The sequence below is a fragment of the Pseudomonas sp. Irchel 3H3 genome, from assembly GCF_900187635.1.
GTDB lineage: Bacteria > Pseudomonadota > Gammaproteobacteria > Pseudomonadales > Pseudomonadaceae > Aquipseudomonas.
On the sequence record NZ_FYEC01000017.1, the window covers coordinates 50,435 to 72,432 of the forward strand.

Below are 21,998 nucleotides of genomic sequence, written 5' to 3' on the forward strand. Positions count from 1 at the left end.
GCGAGCCTGCTCGCGATAGCGACAGCCGATACCCCGCATCAAGCCCGGAACTGCCCCAGGCTGGCCTTCAACTGCGCCGCCAAACCATCCAGCACTTTGCCGCTGGCCGTGGTTTCAACCACCGCCTGGGCCGCCTTCTCGGCCTGGGCATGGATGGTCTGGACCCGCCCACGCACCGCTTGCGCGCCCTTGGCCTGGTGCGCCGCCGCCTGGGTCGCCAGGCCGATGGCCGCATGCACTTGTTCGACGGAGGCCTGCACCGACTGCTGCAGCCGCGCATTGTCGCGCAACACCAGCAACCCTTCGTTGGCCTGGCGCCCTGCCTGGCCGATCGCCGCAACCGCTTCACGCGCGCCCTGCTGCAGGGCACCGATGTGCGCCTGGATGTCGCCGGTGGAGCTTTGTGTCTTGCTCGCCAGCGCCCGCACTTCGTCCGCCACAACCGCGAAACCGCGCCCGGTCTCACCGGCCCGCGCCGCTTCGATGGCGGCATTAAGGGCCAGCAGATTGGTCTGCTCGGCAATGCCGTGGATCACCTCCAGGACCACCTCGATCTGCTCGCTTTGCTGGGCCAGCCGCTCGATCACCTTGGCGCCCGTATCCACCTGCCCGGCCAGCGCTTCGATCAAGCTGCCGACCTGAGCCGAGGTACGGGTGTTTTCATCGGTCGCCTGGCGAATATCCACCACCTGCTGCAAGGCCGCCTGCATGGCATGACTTTCAGCCTGCGCCTCGTCCGCCATCTGTGACAGCGCCCGCAGGCTCTCTGCCACTTCATCGCGCTGGGATTTCGCCGCGGCATCGGCCCCGGCGTTACGTTGGCTCATGGCGCCGATTTCCACACCTGTGCGCTGGGCCACATCACCGGCCTCGCGAACGATCGGCTGCAACTTATCCACAAACCGATTGACCGCCGACGCCATGTCGCCGATTTCGTCCTGGCTGTTGATCTGCACGCGCTTGGTCAGGTCGCCCTCGCCCGCCGCCAGGTCATCCATCGCGGCAATCAGTAACTTCAGGCGATTGACGACTCGCCGCCCGAGCACCACCGCGAGCAGCAGCAACACACCGCAGCCGACCAGGGCCAACGCCATGCCGATCCGCCAGCGCAGAGTCGCCGCGGCTTCCTGTACGGTAGCGGTGGTATTGGCCTGCATCTCGCTGGCAGTGGCCTGCGCCGACTGCAGGCGCGCGCGCATGGCTGTAGCGCTGTCAGCCGCGGCGCCCTTGAGGCTGTCACCGACCAGCTGATCGCTGCTGGCGATCAGCGCCGAGAAGCGCTTGTCGAGTGCAGCCAGGTCCGCCTCGACCGAGGCCGTGGAAACCCCCATGAGTACCTTGCCGATTTCCACGCCATTAGGGTTGATCGATGCCTCGACGTAGAACACCGACGGATCGTTTTTCGCCGCATCCAGCACTTTATCCAAGGCGCGTTCGCCCTGGCCTTTCTCCAAAAGGGCCTTGTTGATCGGGTTTTCCCGGTTCAGGTAGCGGGTCAGGTGCTGGCCGGTGGCATCGTCGTACACCACAAACAGCACATTGGGATTGCGCTGGGCGCGCCGGGCGAACTCGGACAGGGTCGGAACATCGCTGTCCCACATGGCGCGCGGTGCGACCGATGCCAGGAGCTGGGCCATGTCATTGGCCGAGTCCTTGAGGTCTTTTTCCAGGGTGGCGCGCAGTTGTGCCTGCTCATCCTCGAGTCGCGAAGACAAACCGGCCGTCAGGCGCTGACGGGTACTGGTGGAGAGGTTATCCAGACTGGAAGTGACCTCGCGTCCGGCCTGCTCCAGTTCACCCGAAAGCTTCTGGCTATCGGCGCCCAGACGCGCGCCCAGATCCGCCTCCAGGGCGGTCACGGTGCTCCGCGTCAGGGCAACCGCCACCAGCACCTGCACCAAAAGGGCGATACCAAGGGTAACGAATACGGGCCGCAACAAACGGCTTTGTAACAGTGAGAGAACGGCCGACACAGAAAATCCCTCTACTTGGATGCTATTAAACTGATAGCACGCTCGAAGGGATATTCACAGCAAAGGTCATGCCGCACGGCAGGCACAAACGACAAAGGGCCCCATCAGGGCCCTTTATGTTTTACATCAACAGCTTATTAAGCGAACGGGTGACGCAGAACGATAGTTTCGTTGCGGTCCGGACCGGTCGAAATAATGTCGATCGGCGCGCCGATCAGCTGTTCAACGCGCTTGATGTAAGCACGGGCATTGGCTGGCAGCTCTTCCAGGGTTTTGGCACCCACGGTCGATTCGGTCCAACCTGGCACTTCTTCGTACACAGGCTGCAGGCCCAGGTAGCTGTCGGCGTCGGTCGGAGCAATGTCGTTGCCTTCTGCATCTTTGTAGCCGACGCAGATATTGATGGTCTCCAGACCGTCGAGTACGTCCAGCTTGGTCAGGCAGATACCCGAGATGCTGTTCACATCGATAGCGCGACGCAGGATAACGGCGTCGAACCAGCCACAACGACGAGCACGACCGGTAGTCGCGCCGAACTCGTGACCTTGCTTGGCCAGGTGCGCACCGACTTCGTCGAACAGCTCAGTCGGGAATGGACCCGAACCCACGCGCGTGGTGTAGGCCTTGGTGATGCCCAGGATGTAGTCCAGGAACATCGGGCCAACACCCGAACCGGTAGCAACGCCGCCAGCGGTGGTGTTGGAGCTGGTCACGTACGGGTAGGTGCCGTGGTCGATGTCCAGCAACGAACCCTGGGCGCCTTCGAACATGATGTCTTTGCCAGCGCGACGCAGGTCGTGCAGCTCGGCAGTCACATCCAGCATCAGCGGGGTGAGCAGCTCAGCGTATTCCTTGCACTCGGCCAGGGTCTTTTCGAAGTCGATGGCTGGCTCTTTGTAGTAACCCACCAGCATGAAGTTGTGGTAATCCACCAGTTCACGCAGTTTGTCGGCAAAGCGCGGCATGTTGAGCAGGTCGCCCACACGCAGGCCACGACGCGCAACCTTGTCTTCGTAGGCCGGGCCGATACCGCGACCGGTAGTACCGATCTTCAGCTCGCCACGGGCCTTTTCACGAGCCTGGTCCAGCGCTACGTGATACGACAGGATCAGCGGGCAGGAAGGGCTGACACGCAGGCGCTCGCGCACCGGTACGCCTTTCTCTTCCAGCTTGGTGATCTCGCGCAGCAGGGCGTCTGGTGCAACCACCACGCCGTTGCCGATCAGGCACTGCACGCCTTCGCGCAGTACGCCCGAAGGGATCAGGTGCAAGACAGTTTTTTCGCCATCGATCACCAGCGTGTGGCCAGCGTTGTGGCCACCTTGGTAGCGCACTACGGCGGCAGCATGTTCGGTCAGCAGATCAACGATCTTGCCTTTGCCCTCATCACCCCATTGGGTGCCCAGGACTACGACATTCTTACCCATAACACTTGTCCTCATTCGCGCAAACTTGGTGCCGGCAGCGGCCGGCAGGAAAACTCAAGAAGCCAGCGGCAATACTTGCCAAAGCCCGTTCTGCTGAATCAATTGCCGGTCGCAGTCCGCGTCACGGGCGGCGGCCAATGGTTGCCCAGGCAATGCCTGGACGACACGCTGACCCTCACTGCGCAACTGGCAAACCTGCTGCCAGAGTGCCGCATCCGTACTGTCAGGCATCCAGATACCGCCAGACGGTAGCTCGATCTCAGCACGCCCCAGGGTCACCAGGGTTTTCAAATCGGTGGAGAAGCCGGTGGCCGGACGAGCGCGACCGAAGTCGGCGCCGATGTCGTCGTAACGACCGCCCTGGGCAATGGACTGGCCAACACCCGGCACGAATACCGCGAACACCACACCGGTGTGGTAGTGGTAGCCACGCAGCTCACCCAGGTCGAAGTACAGCGGCAACTGCGGGAAACGCACGGACAGCCGCTCGGCAATCGCCAGCAAGTCGTCCAGCGCTGCCAGCACCGGCGCCGGCGCTTGGGCCAGGCGCTCACGGGCAGCAGCCAGCACTTCACGGCCGCCACACAGGTCGACCAGCGCCCGCAGCATGCCCGCCAGGTCGGCAGGCAGGCCTTCGGTCAAGGTAATGACCTCGTCGATGGCCTTGCGTTGCAGGGCGTCGAACAGCTGTTGCTCGACCTCACCGGACAAACCGGCCGCACGGGCCAGGCCGCGGTAGATACCGACGTGGCCCAGGTCCATGTGCACATCCGGCACATCGGCCAGTTGCAGCATGGCCAGCATCAGGCTGATGACTTCGACGTCGCTACTCGGGCTGGCGTCGCCGTACAACTCGGCGCCCAGCTGGATCGGGCTGCGCGAAGTCGACAAGGCACGGGGCTGCGCATGCAGCACACTGCCGGCGTAGCACAGGCGGCTCGGGCCTTCGCGGCGCAGGGTGTGCGCATCGATGCGCGCCACTTGCGGCGTGATGTCGGCACGAAAACCCATCTGCCGGCCCGACTGCGGGTCGATGACCTTGAAGGTGCGCAGATCCAGGTCCTGGCCCGCACCGGTCAGCAGGGATTCCAGGTACTCGATATGGGGAGTCACGACAAACTCGTAACCCCAGCTCTGGAACAGATCCAACACCTGACGGCGCGCCACTTCAATGCGCGCCGCCTCTGGTGGCAGTACTTCTTCGATGCCATCTGGCAGCAGCCAGCGGTCTACCGTTGCCATTACGCCATTCCCCTTTGATCCGGGCGGCCAACCCTCGGCCGGCCTTGAGTGAAGCAGAAAATGTCTGGCCCATGCACAGAATTTCACGCGCATGGACGACGTGGCGATCGGCCTGAATCCGGCCTCGCCAAACACTTTCCTCGAAAAACCTGTCGAGTTGTTCAACCCGACTGCACGCAATCAAACGTGCAGACGCAAAAAAGCCGGGAATTTCCCGGCTGCCGCATCATACACACGTTTTCCCAAAGGATCACCCCGCGAGAGGCTTTAGCCGCCCGGCGGGGTTCCTTTTGGATCAGTGTCGGATCAAGGCTTGGCTTTTTCCAGGTAACGGAAGAAGTCGCTGCTTGGATCCAGGACCATGACGTCGGATTTGTTCGCGAAGCTTTCACGGTAGGCGCGCAGGCTACGGTAGAACGCGTAGAACTCCTGGTCCTGGCCGTAGGCCTTGGAGTAGATCGAAGCGGCCTGGGCATCACCGTCACCGCGAACCTCTTCGGATTCACGATAGGCTTCAGCCAACAGTACGCGGCGCTGACGATCGGCGTCGGCACGGATGCCTTCTGCCAGCTCGTTACCCTTGGCACGGTGCTCACGGGCTTCACGCTCACGCTCGGTGCTCATACGCTCGAACACGCTGCGGTTCACTTCCTTCGGCAGGTCGATGGTCTTGACCCGAACATCGACAACTTCGATGCCCAGCTCTTGTTCCGCCATCTTGTTCAACGAAGCCGTGATATCCGCCATCAGCGCATCACGCTCACCAGACACCACCTCGTGCAGGGTGCGCTTACCAAACTGGTCACGCAGGCCCGATTCCAGACGGCGGGACAAACGCTCGTCGGCAATCTGCTTGAGGCCGGATGTCGCGGTGTAGAAGCGCTCGGCATCCTTGACTCGCCACTTGGCGTACGCATCGACCATCACGGCTTTCTTTTCCAGCGTCAGGAAACGCTGTGTCGGTGCATCCAGGGTCATCAGGCGTGCGTCAAATTTACGCACCTGGTTAACGTAGGGCACTTTCACATGCAGGCCTGGCTGGACATCAGCCTGGACCACGCGGCCGAACTGCAGCAACACCGCACGCTCGGTCTGAGCCACGATGTAGAAGCAGTTCCAGGCAGCGATCGCCACGACAACGCCGACAATAAGGGCGATCAGCGATTTATTGCTCATCAGCGACTCTCCCTGGTACGTGCCTGTTGCTGCAGATCTGCTGCCGCACGCGCATTCGCTTCATTGCTGCTGGCCGCGGCACCGGTCGCCGGAGCGCTGGCAGGACGGCCACTGTCGATCATCTTGTCCAGCGGCAAGTACAGCAGATTGCTCTGGCCATTCTTGTTGCCGGTCACGAGAACCTTGCTGGTGTTGCTGAAGACTTCCTGCATGGTGTCCAGGTACAGACGCTCACGAGTGACTTCCGGGGCCTTGCGGTACTCGGCCACCAGCTTGGTGAAGCGGTCGGCCTCACCCTTGGCGCGCGAGACTGTTTCGTCACGGTAACCGTTGGCGTCCTCGATGATGCGTTGGGCCTGACCACGCGCTTCCGGCACGACGCCGTTGGCATAGGTTTCAGCCTGGTTGCGCGAACGCTGCTCGTCTTCACGGGCACGGATCACGTCATCGAAGGCTTCCTGCACTTCACGCGGTGCCGCTGCGTTCTGTACGTTGACCTGGGTCACGGTGATACCGGTGCGATAGGTATCGAGGAAGCGTTGCAGACGCTCCTTGATTTCGCTGGCCATCAATTCACGACCTTCAGTCAGCACCTGGTCCATGGCGGTAGAACCCACCACGTGGCGCAGGGCACTGTCGGTTGCGTGCTGGAGGCTGATTTCCGGCTGATCGACGTTCAGCACGAAGTCCTGCAGGTTGCTGATCTTGTACTGCACGGTCAGCGGCACTTCGACGATGTTCTCGTCTTCAGTCAGCATTTGACCCTGCTTGGTATAGGCACGCTCACGCGTGACGTTTTCCATGTACTTCTTGTCGATCGGCGGGAGGTAGATGTTCAGGCCCGGGCCAACGGTCTCGTAGTACTTGCCGAAGCGCAGCACTACGGCTTGCTCCTGCTCGTCGACCACATAAACCGCGCTGTACAGCCACACGGCCGCCAGCACGACGAGGCCGATGCCGAGCAGGCCATAACCGCCGCCCTTGCTCGAACTACCGCCATCGTCACCACGTTTCTTACCACCACCGAACAACCCATTCAGGCTTTCCTGCAGCTTTCGGAAGGCCTCGTCGAGATCTGGTGGCCCCTTGCGGTCGCCATTATTGCGGCGCTTACCACCCCAAGGATCCTGATTATTCGAGTTGCCACCCGGCTCATTCCAAGCCATAGCGCTCTCCATCTGATAAAGCAAAGACGCACCCACGGCGCGCCGACCAATGCTACAGAATGCCCGTCATAGCGGCACAACCGCTTTTTCAGGCTTTTATTGCAAAGTGTGTTGCTCGATGAATTCCAGCGGCTGCATCCCCTCGCGGCTCACCAGTCGATTGAGTTCGACCCGTGGCAAACGAACGTCCAGCAAACTGATGCCTTCTTCGTCGTATTCTTCTTTCTGTACTGCGCCCAGCTCGAAGAACTGTGCACGCAGTCGAGCGAATCGTTGCGGCAAACGCAATGTACCCACAAACAACTCACTGCCCAGCAACTCGGCAATCGCTTGCTCAAGTAATTCCAGGCCACTGCCATCACGCGCCGAGAGCCAGACCCGTTGCGGTTTGCCATCGGCATCGCGCTGGATTTGTGGCTCAACGCCTTCAAGCAAATCGAGTTTGTTATAGACCTCGAGGATCGGCAAGTCCTGAGCCCCAATCTCGCCCAGCACCACCATCACCTGCTCGATCTGCAACATGCGATCCGGTTCGGCCGCATCGATCACGTGCAACAGCAAGTCGGAGTTGCTCGACTCTTCGAGCGTAGACCGAAATGCCTCGACCAGCTTGTGCGGCAAGTGGCGGATGAAACCCACAGTGTCCGCCAGGACAATCGGCCCCAGGTCGTCCAGTTCCAGACGGCGCAAGGTCGGGTCCAGCGTGGCAAACAACTGGTCAGCCGCGTACACGTCGGATTTAGTGACGTTGTTGAAGAGCGTGGATTTACCGGCGTTGGTATACCCCACCAGAGACACGGTAGGAATATCTGCACGCGATCGACCCCGTCGCGATTGCTCGCGCTGGCTACGCACTTTTTCCAGCCGCCCCTTGATCTGTCGCAGGCGAACCCGCAGCAGGCGGCGGTCGGTTTCCAACTGGGTTTCACCCGGGCCACGCATGCCGATACCGCCACCCTGACGCTCAAGGTGAGTCCAGCCACGAACCAGCCGGGTGCTCATGTGGTCAAGCTGGGCCAGTTCGACCTGGAGCTTGCCTTCATGGGTACGGGCGCGCTGGGCGAAAATATCAAGAATCAGACCGGTACGGTCGATCACGCGACACTCGAAAACACGTTCGAGGTTACGTTCCTGACTGGGCGTGAGGATGTGATTGAAAATTACCAGATCGGCCTTTTCGGCATGGACCAGGTCGCGTAGCTCCTCGACCTTGCCGCTGCCAATCAGGAATTTGGCGGTTGGCCGATGACGCGGCACGTTAAAAAACGCAACGGTCTCGGCGCCCGCCGAATTAGCCAGTTCCTGAAACTCCTGCGGATCTTCGCGCGCCTCAGGGTCCTGTCCATCCAAGTGAACAAGGATCACTCGTTCACCACCACCGTGGCGCTCAAAGAACAAAGGAGACTCCTATCAGGCGTTACCTGGCTCAGCGTCACCCTGTTCGGATTCGGTTGCGCTAGGCAGACGAATTGGACGAACCGGTACCACTGTAGAGATAGCGTGCTTGTAGACCATCTGGCTGACGGTGTTCTTCAGCAGGATGACGAACTGGTCGAACGACTCGATCGTGCCTTGCAGTTTGATCCCGTTGACCAGGTAGATGGAAACCCCAACTTTCTCTTTACGTAAAGTATTCAAGTAAGGGTCTTGTAGCGAATGCCCTTTTGACATGTGCCGCACTCCTTTAAGGATTTAATAATAAAAAAATAGGTAAGCAGAAAGCTTTCAGCCGTCACACCCCCAAGGATAGACGGCAATTGCAAGGACTCAGCTCAATATGGAGACCGATCCCAAGTATTTCAAGGCGCGTGGCAGATTGTCGCAATCGAGGCTGTCCAGCCAGTGCAAATCAGCCCAACTGCGCAGCCAGGTGAACTGGCGCTTCGCCAATTGGCGCGTGGCAATGATTCCACGCTCCTGCATCTCGGCTGACGTCAGCTTGCCATCCAGGTAATCCCAGACTTGTCGGTAGCCTACAGCGCGTATAGACGGCAACCCCGAATGCAGGTCACTTCTTTTACGCAGGGCTACGACCTCGTCAATGAACCCCTGTTCCAACATTTGTGTGAATCTTTGTTTAATTCGCTCATGCAGCACCTGGCGATTTGCCGGGGCAATGGCCAAGTTTGCGACAGTATAGGGCAATTGTGGGCGTCCCGAAGCGCCTGCTTCAGTACTTTGCGCAGATTGTCGTGCGCGCAGCTCGGTCATGCTCTGGCCGCTGGCCCGATAGACTTCCAGCGCCCGACTCAGGCGCTGCGGATCGTTGGGGTGAATGCGGGCCGCGGAAACCGGGTCAATCACCGCCAATTGATCGTGCAGGGCCTGCCAGCCAAGGCGGGCCGCCTCTGCCTCGATCTCGGCACGAATCTGCGGGTCGGCAGCGGGCATCTCGGCCAGGCCGTCGATCAACGCCTTGTAATAAAGCATGGTGCCGCCCACCAGCAGCGGGATCTTGCCGCGCGCGGTGATCTCGGCCATGGCCTCGAGAGCATCGCGGCGGAAATCCGCGGCCGAATAGGCGTCGGCCGGGTCGAGAATATCGATCAGGCGGTGGGGAAACTCCGCCAGCAAGGCCTTTGAGGGCTTGGCCGTGCCGATATCCATGCCCCGGTAGACCAGCGCCGAATCGACGCTGATCAGCTCACAGGGCAGCACCTTGGTCAGCTCGATGGCCAAATCGGTCTTGCCCGCAGCGGTCGGGCCCATCAGGAAAATCGCTGGAGGGAGCTGGCTCATCAACGACCGCGCAAGAACAGTTTGTCCAGATCGTCCAGGCCCAATTGGGTCCAGGTCGGTCGGCCATGGTTGCATTGACCGCTGCGCTCGGTGTTTTCCATGTCACGCAGCAGACCGTTCATTTCCGGCAGGGCCAGGCGCCGGTTGGCGCGGATCGCGCCGTGGCAGGCCATGGTCCCGAGCAACTCGTTGAGGTGCGCCTGGATACGGTCGCTGGTGCCGTACTCCATCAAGTCCGCCAAAACGTCCTGCACCAGGCGATTGGCCTCGGCCTGCTTGAGCAGCGCCGGGATCTGCCGGATACCCAGGGTTTCCGGGCCCAGGCGCTGCAGCTCGAAGCCCAGGCGCTGGAACCAGCTGACGTGCTCTTCCGCACAGTCGGCTTCGCGCTGGCTGACTGCCAGGGATTCGGGCACCAGCAGCGGCTGGCCGCTCAGGCCTTCGCTGGCCATTGCCACCTTCAGGCGCTCGTACATGATCCGTTCGTGGGCGGCGTGCATGTCCACCAGGACCAGGCCTTGGGCGTTTTCCGCGAGAATGTAGATACCCTTGAGCTGCGCCAGGGCGTAGCCCAAGGGTGGAATGTCGTCCTGACCCTCCGGCAACGCCGCGGCATTCGCCTCGGGCAGGGGTGCAAAAAACTCGCGATAGGCCGCCTGGGCCTCAGCCACCGGCACGCCGGCACCTTGGGGCCGTGGCGTGTATTGGTACTGATAACCGGCACCGGCACCCGAGCCCGGCGCAGCGCCGGCATTGAATGTCGGCTGGCCCTGGGGTTGCTCAAGCAGCGCATTGGCCGCCAGACGCATTTCCCCTTGTGGACCGAACTCCCCGGCCTCGATCCCGGTGGGACGAACCATGCCGGCGACCGGCGCTGGCGCGGCCAACTGGTCTTCCGGACGCACATCGCCGAGGGCGCGGTGCAGAGTGCCATACAGGAAGTCGTGAACCATGCGCCCATCGCGAAAGCGCACTTCGTGTTTGGTCGGGTGCACGTTGACGTCGACCGCCGCCGGGTCGACTTCGAAAAACAGCGCGAAAGTCGGATGGCGCCCGTTGAACAGCACGTCGCGATACGCCTGGCGCACCGCATGGGCCACCAGCTTGTCGCGCACCGCACGGCCGTTGACGAAGAAATACTGCATGTCCGCCTGGCTGCGGTTGAACGTCGGCAACCCGACCCAGCCCCACAGATGCAAGCCATTGCGCTCGATCTCGATCGGCAATGCCTGCTCCAGGAAACCCGAGCCGCAGATGGCTGCCACCCGCCGCGCACGGGCCGCATCATCATGGGCCTCGTGCAGGCTGAGGATGGTCTTGCCGTTGTGCCGCAGGTGGAAGGCCACATCAAAGCGCGCCAGTGCCAGGCGCTTGATCACTTCTTGCAGGTGATCGAATTCGGTCTTTTCAGTCTTGAGAAACTTGCGCCGCGCCGGGGTGTTGAAAAACAGGTCGCGCACTTCCACCGAGGTGCCCACCGGGTGGGCCGCCGGTTGGACCCGGGGCGCCATGTCACGGCCTTCGGTCTCGACCTGCCAAGCCTGATCGGCATCCCGGGTGCGTGACGTCAGGGTCAGGCGCGCCACGGAACTGATGGAGGCCAGGGCCTCACCGCGAAACCCCAGGCTCATCACCTGCTCGAGGTCTTCCAGGTTGCGGATCTTGCTGGTGGCGTGACGGGCCAGAGCCAGGGGCAGGTCATCGGCCGGGATCCCCCGACCATCGTCGCGAACCCGCAGCAGCTTGACCCCACCCTGTTCGACATCGACATCAATGCGCCGGGCGCCGGAGTCGAGGCTGTTCTCCAGTAACTCCTTGATTACCGAGGCGGGGCGCTCGACTACTTCACCAGCGGCAATCTGGTTCGCCAGGCGCGGGCTGAGCAGTTCGATGCGCGCGCCGCTGTTCACCGAGTCGTTCATTCCTTGGCCGCCAGTTCGGTGCCGGGAATGTTCAGGTGCTGGCCGATCTTCAGCTCATCGGATGGCAGGTTGTTGGTGCTGCGCAAGCTGGCCGCAGACACCTGGTAGCGCACGGCGATCATCGCCAGGGTCTCGCCCGGGCGCACGGTATGGTCCCGTGGGCCCTGGGCGATTTTCCCGGAATCGCGCAGCCAGGCAATGTAGGTGCCCGGTGGCGGGTTTTGCTGGAAGAACTGCCGAACGCCACTGCTGATGGAGCGGGCAAGTGCCTGTTGGTGGCTCGGGGCGGCCAGTTTCGAGGCTTCGTTGGCATTGGAGATAAACCCGGTTTCCACCAGGATCGACGGAATATCCGGGGATTTCAGCACCATGAACCCGGCCTGTTCGACCCGTTGCTTGTGCAACGGCGTGACCCGGCCGATGTTGCTCAAGACCTTCTGGCCAACGTTGAGACTGGAGGTCAGCGACGCGGTCATCGACAGGTCGAGCAGGACCCCGGCGAGCATCCGGTCCTTGTCGTCGAGGCTGACGTTGCCAGCACCGCCGATCAGGTCGGAACGGTTTTCGCTGTCAGCCAGCCAGCGCGCGGTCTCGGAAGTCGCACCACGGTCGGACAGGGCGAATACCGAAGCGCCGAAGGCCGCTTTCGACGGCGCGGCGTCGGCGTGGATCGAGACAAACAGGTCGGCGCCTTTCTTGCGGGCGATTTCGGTACGCCCACGCAACGGAATGAAATAGTCGCCGGTGCGGGTCAGTTCAGCGCGAAAGCCCTTGATGCCGTTGACCTGACGCTGCAGTTCACGGGCGATGGCCAGTACTACGTCTTTCTCACGCTGGCCGCGCGAACCCGAGGCGCCCGGGTCTTCACCGCCGTGACCGGCGTCGATCACCACAATGATGTCACGCTTGCCGGGGGGCGCAGGTGGTGCGGGTGGCAGCTTGATTGCCGGCGCCGTCGGCGTCACCGGCACCGCCGGAATGGTCGCAACGCTAGGCGTCGGGACCGGTGGCGGTGCCGCGTCGGCCGGGTTGTCGAACAGATCGACCACCAGGCGGTTGCCGTACTGCGCATTGGGCGGTAGCACGAAGCTTTTCGGGGTCACGGCCTTTTTCAGGTCGATGACCACCCGCAGGTCGGTCGGCGTACGCTGGGCCGAACGCATGGAGGTAATCGGGGTATTTGCGGTGGCGACGTTCAGCGGCGCGCCGAGCACGGCACCGTTGATGTCGATCACCAGGCGATCCGGGGCCGTCAGGGTAAAGACGCTGTGCTGGACAGTGCCAGACAGGTCAAACACCAGTCGCGTGTTGTCCGGTGCCCGCCACAGGCGAACACTGTTGACCTTGGTCGCGGCCACAGCGTCAACGGCCAGTGCCGTAAGCAGCATTCCTACGACAGCAACCAACGCGCGAAAGCGCATACCTAACCCCATCATTTATTTGAATTCCAATGCCAAAGCGGCACACCAGGTCTCGCCACGCGGGCTCTGGGGCAACAAACTCAGCGAACGTCCGCTGTCATGCGGGCTAATGGTAATGGTCAGGTCGGGCTTTGGCAAAAAGCCTGCACCTTTCTGGGGCCATTCGATCAGGCACAACGCATCGTCTTCGAGGTAATCACGAATACCCAGGTACTCCAGCTCTTCCGGGTCGACCAGCCGGTACAGGTCGAAGTGGAAGGCACGAATCTCACCGATTTCGTAGGGTTCGACCAATGTGAACGTAGGGCTTTTTACTGATCCTACATGGCCCAGGCCGCGAATGATGCCCCGGGACAGGGTGGTTTTACCCGCCCCCAGGTCGCCGTCCAGAAATACGATGCCATGCCCCTGGGTCACTTGGGCAATACGGGTGCCCAGCGCCACCATGGCGTCTTCATCGGCCAGATACAGGGTTACTTCAGACACGGTGCTTGCTCCTCCAGCAACTGACGAATGGCGGGAATCAGATCACTGGCCGCCAGCCCTCGGCCCAACTTACCTTCACGCTCGCCCGCCGTGGCATGCAGCCATACGGCCAGCGCAGCGGCCTCGAACGCGGCCATCCCCTGGGCCAGCAACGCCCCCAGCAAACCGGCCAGGACATCGCCCAGGCCTGCGGTGGCCATGGCCGGATGACCACGCTCGCAACGATAGACACGACCATCGGGACTGGTGATCAGAGTGCCCGCGCCCTTCAATACGGTGACTGCATCAAATCGTTGGCTCAACGCGCGCGCTACGCTAAGGCGGTCAGCCTGAACCTCGGCTGTCGAAATCCCCAATAGTCGTGCCGCCTCGCCTGGATGCGGGGTGATCACGCAGTCCTTGGGCAGACTGACCCCACCACGGGCCAACAGATTCAACGCATCGGCATCCCAGACCTGGGGCAGCGCTGCGTTGGCCGCTGCCGACAACAGGCTGCGCCCCCAGGCGCCCTGCCCCAGTCCAGGACCGACCACCAGCACCGATGCCTGCTCCAGCAGCCCCATCAACTGGTTCGCCGACGAGGTGCCAAGCACCATGGCTTCGGGCAACCGGGCCAGTGCCGCCGGCACATGTTCGCTACGGGTGGCCAGCGAGACCAGCCCGGCCCCGCTGCGCAAGGCACTCTGGGCACTGAGCAGGATGGCGCCGCCAAAACCGCGGTCGCCGCCGATCAACAACACATGGCCAAACTGGCCTTTATGGACGTTCGCCGAACGTGCGGCAAGTCTCGGCAAATGGCCGGGATCCAATGACTGAACGTCGGGTAAAGGGTGATTTGTCTGCGGCATGCGTCTTCGGGCTCCGATGTCTGGCAGAATTATACGCACCTCAGCTCCGGTTTCTCTTGTCTCATGCCTGCAATTACTACAGACCTCCCCGCGCTCGCCCAATCGATCAAGGACTGGGGCCGCGAACTGGGCTTTCAACAAGTCGGCATCAGCGGTCTGGACCTGGCTGAGCATGAGCAGCACCTGGAGCGCTGGCTTGCCGCTGGCTATCACGGCGAAATGGAATACATGGGCGCCCACGGCAGCAAACGCTCACATCCCGAGGAGCTGGTGCCGGGCACCTTGCGTGTGGTCTCGCTGCGCATGGACTACCTGCCAGGCGATACCAACATGGCGCAGCTACTGGCCCAACCGGAAAAAGCCTACGTCTCGCGCTACGCCCTGGGCCGCGACTACCACAAGCTGATCCGCAAGCGCGTGCAGCAACTGGCAGAAAAGATCCAGGCGCTGATCGGCCCGTTCGGCTATCGCGCCTTCGTCGACAGTGCACCGGTGTTGGAAAAAGCCATCGCCGAGCAGGCCGGCCTGGGCTGGATCGGGAAAAACACCCTGGTGCTGAACCGCAAGGCCGGTAGCTACTTCTTTTTGAGCGAACTGTTCGTCGACCTGCCGCTGCCCGTGGACCCGCCCCACAGCACGGAACATTGCGGGCGCTGCACCGCCTGCCTGGACATCTGCCCGACCAACGCCTTTGTCGGCCCCTACGTACTGGATGCGCGACGCTGTATTTCCTACCTGACCATCGAACTGAAAGGCCCGATTCCCGAAGAGTTGCGTCCGTTGATCGGTAACCGGGTGTTCGGCTGCGACGATTGCCAGATCGTCTGTCCCTGGAACCGCTTCGCCCGCCCCAGTGGCGAAAGTGACTTCAAGCCCCGCCACAACCTGGACAATGCCGGCCTGGCCGAGCTGTTCCTGTGGGATGAAGACAAATTCCTCAGCAGCACCGAAGGCTCGCCCCTGCGCCGCGCCGGTTATGAACGCTGGCTGCGCAACCTGGCCGTGGGCCTGGGTAACGCGCCGTCGAGCATTCCGGTGCTGGAAGCCTTGAAGGCCCGGGCCGAGCACCCTTCAGAACTGGTGCGCGAACACGTGCAATGGGCCCTTGAGCAACATCAGGCTTCGTCGTTATAGACGAACTTGGGCATTTCCCAATGAAAACGGATCGCCAGCAAACGCAGCAGGAATCCGCCGAACAGGGTGATCAGGATCGCCTGCTCACCCGGCAGCTCCAAGTACAGGCAGAACATGTAGCACCAGGCTGCCGCAAACGAGACGCTGGCGTAAAGCTCGCGACGGAAGATCAGCGGGATATCGTTGCAGAAGATGTCGCGCAGGATGCCGCCGAATACCCCAGTGATCACCCCGCTAACAGACGCCACCAGCATGCCGTGGCCCATTTCCAGGGCGGTCATGCAGCCGATCAGGGTAAAGGCCACCAGCCCCACGGCGTCTAGCACCAGGAACAGCGAGCGCAGGTGGCGCATCCAACGCGCGGTGAACACCGTGAACATCGCCGCCACCGACGTCAGCACCAGGTACTCCGGGTGCTTGACCCAGGTCAGCGGGTAATGCCCCAGCAGCACATCACGCACCGAACCGCCGCCCAGGGCGGTGACGCAGGCGATCAGCACCACCCCGAACCAATCCATGCCCCGACGGCCGGCAGACAACGCGCCAGTCATGGCTTCAGCGGTAATGGCAATCAGGTAGAGCATCAGCAACATGGTGGCGGTCCTTGCAGGAAGGCGCGCAGTCTAGCCATTTCGGATCCGCACCAGAAGAGGGCATATGCTGATCAGCCTGCTTTGCTGGGTCAGGCCTTGATGAAATGCTGGCGGTAGTGCTGCAGCTCGGCGATGGATTCGCGGATGTCGTCCAGGGCCAGGTGGGTGCTGCCCTTCTTGAAGCTGTCGCGCACGTCCGGTGCCCAGCGGGCGGCCAACTCTTTGAGAGTCGAAACGTCGAGGTTGCGGTAGTGGAAATAGCTTTCCAGGGATTTCATGTGGGTATAAAGGAAGCGTCGGTCCTGGCAGATGCTGTTGCCGCAGATCGGCGACTTGCCCTTGGGTACCCACTGTTCCAGAAACGCGATCGTCTGGGCTTCGGCTTCGGCCATGCTGATGCGGCTGTCGCGCACCCGCTGGGTCAACCCGGAACCGCCGTGTTGACGGGTGTTCCACTCGTCCATGCCAGCCAGGATCTCGTCGCTGTGGTGAATCGCGATCACCGGGCCTTCAGCCAGGGTGTTGAGATTGCTGTCGGTGACAATCGTTGCCATCTCGATGATGACGTCGGTGTCAGGGTTCAGACCGGTCATTTCCAGATCGATCCAGATCAGATTCTGTGGGTTTTGCATGTGTCGGCTCCTAAGCAGTGTTGCGCAGTTTAGCCTAGGCAACCCCCTGGGCGTGCTAAACTCGCGGCCGTTTTACCTAATCGCTGCATTATCAACACGGAACACCCATGGCCAAACGCCAACTCAATCGTCGTCAAAACTGGCGCATCGAAAAAATTCAAGGCGAGCGCGCTGCCCGCGCCGCCAAACGCGAATCCAGCGCCGTGCAAGCGCTGGAGGGTGGCGACCTTGGTCCCGAGCAAACCGGCCTGGTCATCGCCCACTTCGGCGTCCAGGTCGAGGTCGAGGCTTGCGAAGGCGAACTGGCCGGCCAGGTGTTCCGCTGCCACTTGCGCGCCAACCTGCCCGCACTGGTAACCGGCGACCAGGTCGTCTGGCGTGCCGGCAACCAGGGCATCGGCGTGATCGTCGCGCAACTGCCGCGCAACACCGAGCTGTGCCGTCCGGACAGTCGCGGCCAACTGAAGCCGGTCGCGGCCAACGTCGACATGATCGTCATCGTCTTCGCCCCGCTGCCCGAGCCCCACGCCAACCTGATCGACCGCTACCTGGTAGCTGCCGAACACGCCGGCATCCGCCCGCTGTTGCTGCTCAACAAATTCGACCTGATCGACGAGCACAACGCCCCGGCGCTCAACGCCCTGCTGGCGGTGTACCGCACCCTCGGCTACCCGGTCCTGGAAGTCTCGGCGCACCACGGCAATGGCATGGAAACCCTGCAACAGCAGCTGGACGGACGCATCAGTGTGTTTGTCGGCCAGTCCGGCGTCGGCAAGTCGTCGCTGGTCAACAGCCTGCTACCGGAAGTCGAAACCCGCGTCGGGCCGCTGTCCGAGCTGTCTGGCCAAGGCACCCACACCACCACCACCGCGCGGTTGTTCCACTTCCCAGGTGGCGGTGAGCTGATCGACTCCCCGGGCATTCGTGAATTCGGCCTGGGCCACGTCAGCCGCGCCGACGTCGAAGCCGGCTTCATCGAGTTCAACGACTTGATCGGCACCTGCCGCTTCCGCGACTGCAAACACGACCGCGAACCTGGCTGCGCCCTGCTCAAGGCCCTGGAAGACGGCCGCGTGCAGCAGCAGCGGATGAACAGCTACCGTTCGATCATCGCCAGCCTGCCTGAAACCAGCTACTAAACAGACGCGCTCGCCGCTCCAGCACTGATGGAGCGGCGGGTGGTTCATGTCGCCCGACAAATCCCTGCACCTTTTAAACATCGGAATTTTCTGTAAGGCCCACGCACGCCTGCTTGTAGGGCGATTCTCTTTCTCTCTGCCGGTCTTGCGACGCCCATTCAAGTGCATACATTCAGTCTCTCTCGCATTCAGGCGATACCGAGGGAAACCCATGCAAACCTATCATCTGTTCATCAGCCATTCGTGGAACCACGCCGACAAACACGACCGGCTGGTGGAGTTGCTCAGCGCACACCCGAGCTTTTCCTTCAAGAACTTCTCGGTGCCGCCGCAGAATCCGATCGTCGGCGCCTTGAACGACATGCAACTGGAGCTGGCGATCGAAAACAAGATCCGCCCCTGCTCTGCGGTGTTGATCATGGCGGGCGTGTATTCGACGTACAGCAAGTGGATCAACAAGGAAATCGAGATTGCCAAACGCCTTGGCAAGGTGATCATCGCGATCAGGCCTTTCGCCGCCGAGCGCACGTCGACGGTGGTGCGTGACGCGGCGCACGCCGAATGTGCGTGGAACACCAACAGCATTGTCAACGCGATCCGCCAGCACACGGCGGTGTAACCATGCGCAAGGGATTGTTCATCGGGATCAACCACTACAGCCACGTCACCCAACTGAGCGGCTGCAACAACGACGCCATGGCCATGGCATCCCTGCTGGAGCGCCATGCCAGCGGCCGACCCAATTTCAGCAACAAGATCATGACCTCGGCCGAAGAAGTCCTGACCGGCCGGCTATTGAAGCAGAGCATTCAAGAGTTGTTCTCCGGGGATTGTGATGTCGCCCTGTTGTACTTCGCCGGCCACGGACAATTTGATACGAACATTGATGAGGGGTTGCTGATCCCCCAGGATTTCCAAGGCAGCGGTGACGGCATCCGCATCAGCGACATTCTCCTCTGGGCCGGCAATGCCACCCAGATCAAAAACAAAATCATCATTCTCGATTGCTGTGAAGCCGGCGCAGCCGCCGATGTCCGCGGCTTAAGGGGCGGCAGCAGCATGATCGGTGAGGGCTTGACCATCCTCACCGCGTGCAAGAAAGAGCAGCCAGCGATGGAGAGGGCCGGCCACGGCGTTTTTACCGGCCTGCTGCTGCAGGCATTGCATGGCGGCGCGGCCAACGTACTGGGCAAAGTCACGCCCGGCAGCGTCTACTCGTTTGTCGACAACGCGCTGGGCGCGTGGGAGCAGCGTCCAGTCTTCAAGACCAACGTGTCGCAATTCGTTGCCTTGCGCGAAGTCGCGCCACTGATCGCCGAGGACATACTGCGAAAACTGCCCCTCTGGTTTACCGAGCCAAGCTTTGTCTTCCCTCTGGACCCCAGCTTCGAACCCACCGACGCCGCCTTCGATCCGGAAAACGGCGACATTTTCGCCCAACTGCAAAAGTGCAATCGCCACAGCCTGGTCGAGCCAGTTGACGCCGAGCACATGTACTACGCCGCCATCAACGCCACCGGTTGCCGGCTCACTGCACTCGGCGCCTATTACCGCGAACTCGCGATCAAGGGACACTTCTGATGCCTGTGTTTATCAGCTACCGCCACACCGACCGCCCCATCGCCATGACCATCAACGAACGGCTGAGCCAGGCTGGGATAAAAACCTATCTGGATGTACTGGATCCCGAATCGCAAACCACCGACGACATCACCGGGGTGATTACCCGCAACATTACCGAGTGCAGCCATTTGCTCGCAGTGGTGTCGGACAAAACCGCGCACTCCTGGTGGGTACCCTTCGAAATTGGCGAGGCGACCATCAGTGACCGGCGAATCTGCTCATTCAAGACCGGCGCCGGAGAACTGCCCGAGTACCTCGACAAGTGGCCAAAACTGTCGAGGATTGCCGACCTCGATTTCTTTATCGACGCCTACCGCGACGAGCAGACAAGCAGACGCGCAATGACGCTGGACTCGATCGTCAGCAACGAGTCGCTACGCTCGAACAACCGGACTAATGCAGATCGCTTCCATACCGAACTCAAGGCCAGGGTCCGCCGCGGCTTTTGAAGCGAACGGCGAGCATGAAAAAGCCGACATCGCTGTCGGCTTTTTTATGGATTACTGCTTGGGGGCTTCAGATGGCTTGGGCAGCGGATCATCAAACAGATTCAAGCGCTCGCGCAGCTCATGGGCTGGCAGCGGTTGCTGGTCTGCGGGCAAGGCATCCGGGTCGACTGGCACTGCCGGCACTTCGCCCGGGGCCCCTTGGCCCTGGGTCGGCACCGGCGCCGGCTCGGCGCCTTGTTCACCTTCGATGGCACGCTGGGCCTTCTTGGTCAGGACCACAATGTCGATCCGGCGGTTGACCGGGTTGAACGGATTCTTGCGGTCGAACATGGCCGACGAAGCGTAGCCCACCACCCGCGCCACCTGCGTTTGCGGATAGCTGCCAGCCACCAGCGCTCGTCGCGCGGCGTTGGCACGGTTGGACGACAGCTCCCAGTTGCCGAAATCACCACTGCCGGTATAAGGCTTGGCATCGGTGTGGCCGCTGATGCTGATCTTGTTGGGCACCGCCTTGATGGTGTCCGCCATGGCCAGCAGGATGTCTTCGAAGTACGGCTTGAGGCGTGCACTGCCGGAGTCGAACATCGGCCGGTTTTCCGAATCGATGATCTGGATGCGCAAGCCATCCGGGGTGATCTCGAACAGGATCTGGTCCTTGAATTTCTGCAGTTGCGGGTTTTCCTCGACCTTGTTCTGCAACTCCTGCAGCAGCAACTCGAGGCGTTCCTGCTCGACCTGTTCGGCCACGCCTTCGGCCTGCTCGGTATCGACCGTCACCTTGTCCGGCTGCGGCTGGAATTTGGCCTCAGGGTTGAGGGTCTTGTCCGGCGCCAGCTCCGGCGAACCGCCGAGGTCGATGACGTAGGGCGTACCGCTCTCGGTGAAGCCGATCGGGTCCTTGAAGTAGCCGGCAATCGCGATCTTCTGCTCCGGCGTGGCCGTGGACAGCAGCCACAGCACCAGGAAAAACGCCATCATCGCCGTCGCGAAGTCAGCGAACGCGATTTTCCAGGCGCCCCCGTGATGTCCGGCCGCGATGCGCTTGACGCGCTTGATGATTATCGGCTGATTGTTTTCCATGACTCAGCGACCGCGAACTGCTTGTTCCAGCTCGGCGAAGCTAGGACGGTGCGCCGGGTACAGCACCTTGCGCCCGAATTCCACCGCCAGCGACGGCGGCATGCCGGAAGCCGAGGCCACCAGCGAGGCCTTGATGGCTTCGTAGACGTTCAGCTCTTCCTTGGCGTCGTGGGCCAGGGAATGGGCCAGCGGACCAAAAAAACCGTAGGCGGCGAGAATACCGAAGAAGGTCCCCACCAGTGCCGCACCGACGTGCAGGCCGATGGACTTCTGGTCGCCCTCACCCAGCGAGGCCATGGTGACCACGATCCCCAGTACCGCCGCGACGATACCAAAACCGGGCATCGCATCGGCAATGCCGTTGACTGCATGGGAGGGGTGTTCCAGGTCTTCCTTGAGACTGTACAGCTCCATGTCGAACAGGCCTTCGAGCTCATGGGGCGCCATGTTGCCGGACGACATGATGCGCAAGTAGTCGCAGATAAACGCAGTCATGCGCTCGTCCTTGAGCACCGTCGGGTACTTGGCAAAAATCGGGCTGGCGGCGGCGTCCTCGATATCCCCTTCAATCGCCATCATGCCTTCGCGGCGGCTCTTGTTGAGGATCTCGTAGATCAGGCCCAGCACCTCCAGGTAGAAGGCGTGGGTGAAGCGTGTGCTGAACATGCTCAGGGACTTCTTGAGCACGTGCATGGTCATGTAGCCGGGGTTGGCCTGGAGGAATGCACCCAGGGCTGCGCCGCCGATGATCAACACCTCGAAGGGCTGGATCAGGGCGGCAATCTTGCCATGGGAAAGCACGTATCCGCCGAGCACGCTCGCGAATACGACGATGATGCCGATAATTTTAGCCATAGGTAGAAGGTACTTACTTAAGTCGGGTTCAAGGTCATATTCGGAAGTTAAACAATCTCTTCTTCTACTTATCGGCAAAACTGCGCCAGACTA

At 61.5% G+C, this 21,998-nt stretch carries 21 protein-coding genes; 5 read left to right on the forward strand and 16 right to left on the reverse strand.

Features of this window, described 5'->3' with window-relative positions; translation table 11 throughout:
• Window positions 1-38: 38 nt before the first annotated feature.
• The 12 genes from CKW24_RS18300 to CKW24_RS18355 form a co-directional block, all read right to left on the reverse strand.
• Window positions 39-1,973 carry a methyl-accepting chemotaxis protein gene (locus CKW24_RS18300; protein ID WP_095169568.1) on the reverse strand — a complete coding sequence of 645 codons (1,935 nt, stop codon included), beginning with the start codon at window positions 1,971-1,973 and terminating at the stop codon, window positions 39-41.
• Window positions 1,974-2,110: 137 nt separating this feature from the next.
• The gene (locus tag CKW24_RS18305; protein ID WP_095169569.1) at window positions 2,111-3,400 is read right to left on the reverse strand and encodes an adenylosuccinate synthase; all 1,290 of its coding nucleotides are present in this window, start codon (window positions 3,398-3,400) and stop codon (window positions 2,111-2,113) included.
• Between the two features lie 54 nt (window positions 3,401-3,454).
• Window positions 3,455-4,642 (reverse strand): ATP phosphoribosyltransferase regulatory subunit, encoded by a 1,188-nt coding sequence (locus CKW24_RS18310; RefSeq protein ID WP_095169570.1) that lies wholly within the window; start codon window positions 4,640-4,642, stop codon window positions 3,455-3,457.
• 306 nt (window positions 4,643-4,948) lie between these two features.
• Complete coding sequence (gene hflC, locus CKW24_RS18315) at window positions 4,949-5,818, reverse strand: protease modulator HflC (RefSeq protein ID WP_095169571.1); 870 nt, start codon at window positions 5,816-5,818, stop codon at window positions 4,949-4,951.
• A complete protein-coding gene (gene hflK, locus CKW24_RS18320) occupies window positions 5,818-6,984 on the reverse strand; it encodes an FtsH protease activity modulator HflK (protein WP_095169572.1) in 1,167 nt (388 codons plus the stop codon). Before hflK ends, hflC begins: the two co-directional genes overlap by 1 nt.
• A gap of 96 nt (window positions 6,985-7,080) precedes the next feature.
• Entirely contained in the window at window positions 7,081-8,382 is a 1,302-nt protein-coding gene (gene hflX, locus CKW24_RS18325; RefSeq protein ID WP_095169573.1) for a ribosome rescue GTPase HflX, read from the reverse strand.
• Between the two features lie 12 nt (window positions 8,383-8,394).
• Window positions 8,395-8,655, reverse strand: a complete 261-nt coding sequence (gene hfq / locus CKW24_RS18330) for an RNA chaperone Hfq (protein WP_010221594.1) — start codon at window positions 8,653-8,655, stop codon at window positions 8,395-8,397.
• A gap of 96 nt (window positions 8,656-8,751) precedes the next feature.
• The gene (gene miaA, locus CKW24_RS18335) at window positions 8,752-9,723 is read right to left on the reverse strand and encodes a tRNA (adenosine(37)-N6)-dimethylallyltransferase MiaA (protein ID WP_095169574.1); all 972 of its coding nucleotides are present in this window, start codon (window positions 9,721-9,723) and stop codon (window positions 8,752-8,754) included.
• Window positions 9,723-11,645, reverse strand: coding sequence for a DNA mismatch repair endonuclease MutL (mutL, locus tag CKW24_RS18340; RefSeq protein WP_095169575.1), 1,923 nt, complete (start codon window positions 11,643-11,645; stop codon window positions 9,723-9,725). Before mutL ends, miaA begins: the two co-directional genes overlap by 1 nt.
• Complete coding sequence (locus CKW24_RS18345) at window positions 11,642-13,078, reverse strand: N-acetylmuramoyl-L-alanine amidase (protein ID WP_218274104.1); 1,437 nt, start codon at window positions 13,076-13,078, stop codon at window positions 11,642-11,644. Before CKW24_RS18345 ends, mutL begins: the two co-directional genes overlap by 4 nt.
• Window positions 13,079-13,081: 3 nt before the next feature.
• A complete protein-coding gene (tsaE, locus tag CKW24_RS18350; RefSeq protein WP_095169577.1) occupies window positions 13,082-13,552 on the reverse strand; it encodes a tRNA (adenosine(37)-N6)-threonylcarbamoyltransferase complex ATPase subunit type 1 TsaE in 471 nt (156 codons plus the stop codon).
• Window positions 13,540-14,400, reverse strand: a complete 861-nt coding sequence (locus CKW24_RS18355) for an NAD(P)H-hydrate dehydratase (RefSeq protein WP_095169578.1) — start codon at window positions 14,398-14,400, stop codon at window positions 13,540-13,542. The genes tsaE and CKW24_RS18355 overlap by 13 nt, the downstream gene beginning before the upstream one ends.
• A gap of 63 nt (window positions 14,401-14,463) precedes the next feature.
• Here CKW24_RS18355 and queG point away from each other — a divergent pair, with 63 nt between their 5' ends.
• Complete coding sequence (gene queG / locus CKW24_RS18360; RefSeq protein ID WP_095169579.1) at window positions 14,464-15,534, forward strand: tRNA epoxyqueuosine(34) reductase QueG; 1,071 nt, start codon at window positions 14,464-14,466, stop codon at window positions 15,532-15,534.
• Here the strand turns inward: queG and CKW24_RS18365 are convergent.
• Window positions 15,516-16,127 carry a trimeric intracellular cation channel family protein gene (locus CKW24_RS18365; protein WP_095169580.1) on the reverse strand — a complete coding sequence of 204 codons (612 nt, stop codon included), beginning with the start codon at window positions 16,125-16,127 and terminating at the stop codon, window positions 15,516-15,518. The genes queG and CKW24_RS18365 overlap by 19 nt on opposite strands.
• A gap of 89 nt (window positions 16,128-16,216) precedes the next feature.
• Window positions 16,217-16,759 (reverse strand): oligoribonuclease, encoded by a 543-nt coding sequence (gene orn, locus CKW24_RS18370; protein WP_095169581.1) that lies wholly within the window; start codon window positions 16,757-16,759, stop codon window positions 16,217-16,219.
• Between the two features lie 107 nt (window positions 16,760-16,866).
• Between orn and rsgA the strand changes: the two genes are divergently transcribed.
• The 4 genes from rsgA (at window position 16,867) to CKW24_RS18390 (ending at window position 19,970) form a co-directional block, all read left to right on the forward strand.
• Window positions 16,867-17,898 (forward strand): small ribosomal subunit biogenesis GTPase RsgA, encoded by a 1,032-nt coding sequence (gene rsgA / locus CKW24_RS18375; RefSeq protein ID WP_095169582.1) that lies wholly within the window; start codon window positions 16,867-16,869, stop codon window positions 17,896-17,898.
• Between the two features lie 211 nt (window positions 17,899-18,109).
• Window positions 18,110-18,517 carry a TIR domain-containing protein gene (locus CKW24_RS18380; RefSeq protein WP_095169583.1) on the forward strand — a complete coding sequence of 136 codons (408 nt, stop codon included), beginning with the start codon at window positions 18,110-18,112 and terminating at the stop codon, window positions 18,515-18,517.
• Window positions 18,518-18,519: 2 nt separating this feature from the next.
• Window positions 18,520-19,479 carry a caspase family protein gene (locus CKW24_RS18385; RefSeq protein WP_095169584.1) on the forward strand — a complete coding sequence of 320 codons (960 nt, stop codon included), beginning with the start codon at window positions 18,520-18,522 and terminating at the stop codon, window positions 19,477-19,479.
• Window positions 19,479-19,970, forward strand: a complete 492-nt coding sequence (locus tag CKW24_RS18390; RefSeq protein ID WP_095169585.1) for a toll/interleukin-1 receptor domain-containing protein — start codon at window positions 19,479-19,481, stop codon at window positions 19,968-19,970. Before CKW24_RS18385 ends, CKW24_RS18390 begins: the two co-directional genes overlap by 1 nt.
• 51 nt (window positions 19,971-20,021) lie before the next feature.
• Here CKW24_RS18390 and motB read toward each other — a convergent pair whose 3' ends face one another.
• Entirely contained in the window at window positions 20,022-21,050 is a 1,029-nt protein-coding gene (gene motB / locus CKW24_RS18395) for a flagellar motor protein MotB (RefSeq protein WP_095169586.1), read from the reverse strand.
• 3 nt (window positions 21,051-21,053) lie between these two features.
• Window positions 21,054-21,905, reverse strand: coding sequence for a flagellar motor stator protein MotA (motA, locus tag CKW24_RS18400; protein ID WP_095169587.1), 852 nt, complete (start codon window positions 21,903-21,905; stop codon window positions 21,054-21,056).
• Between the last annotated feature and the right edge of the window lie 93 nt (window positions 21,906-21,998).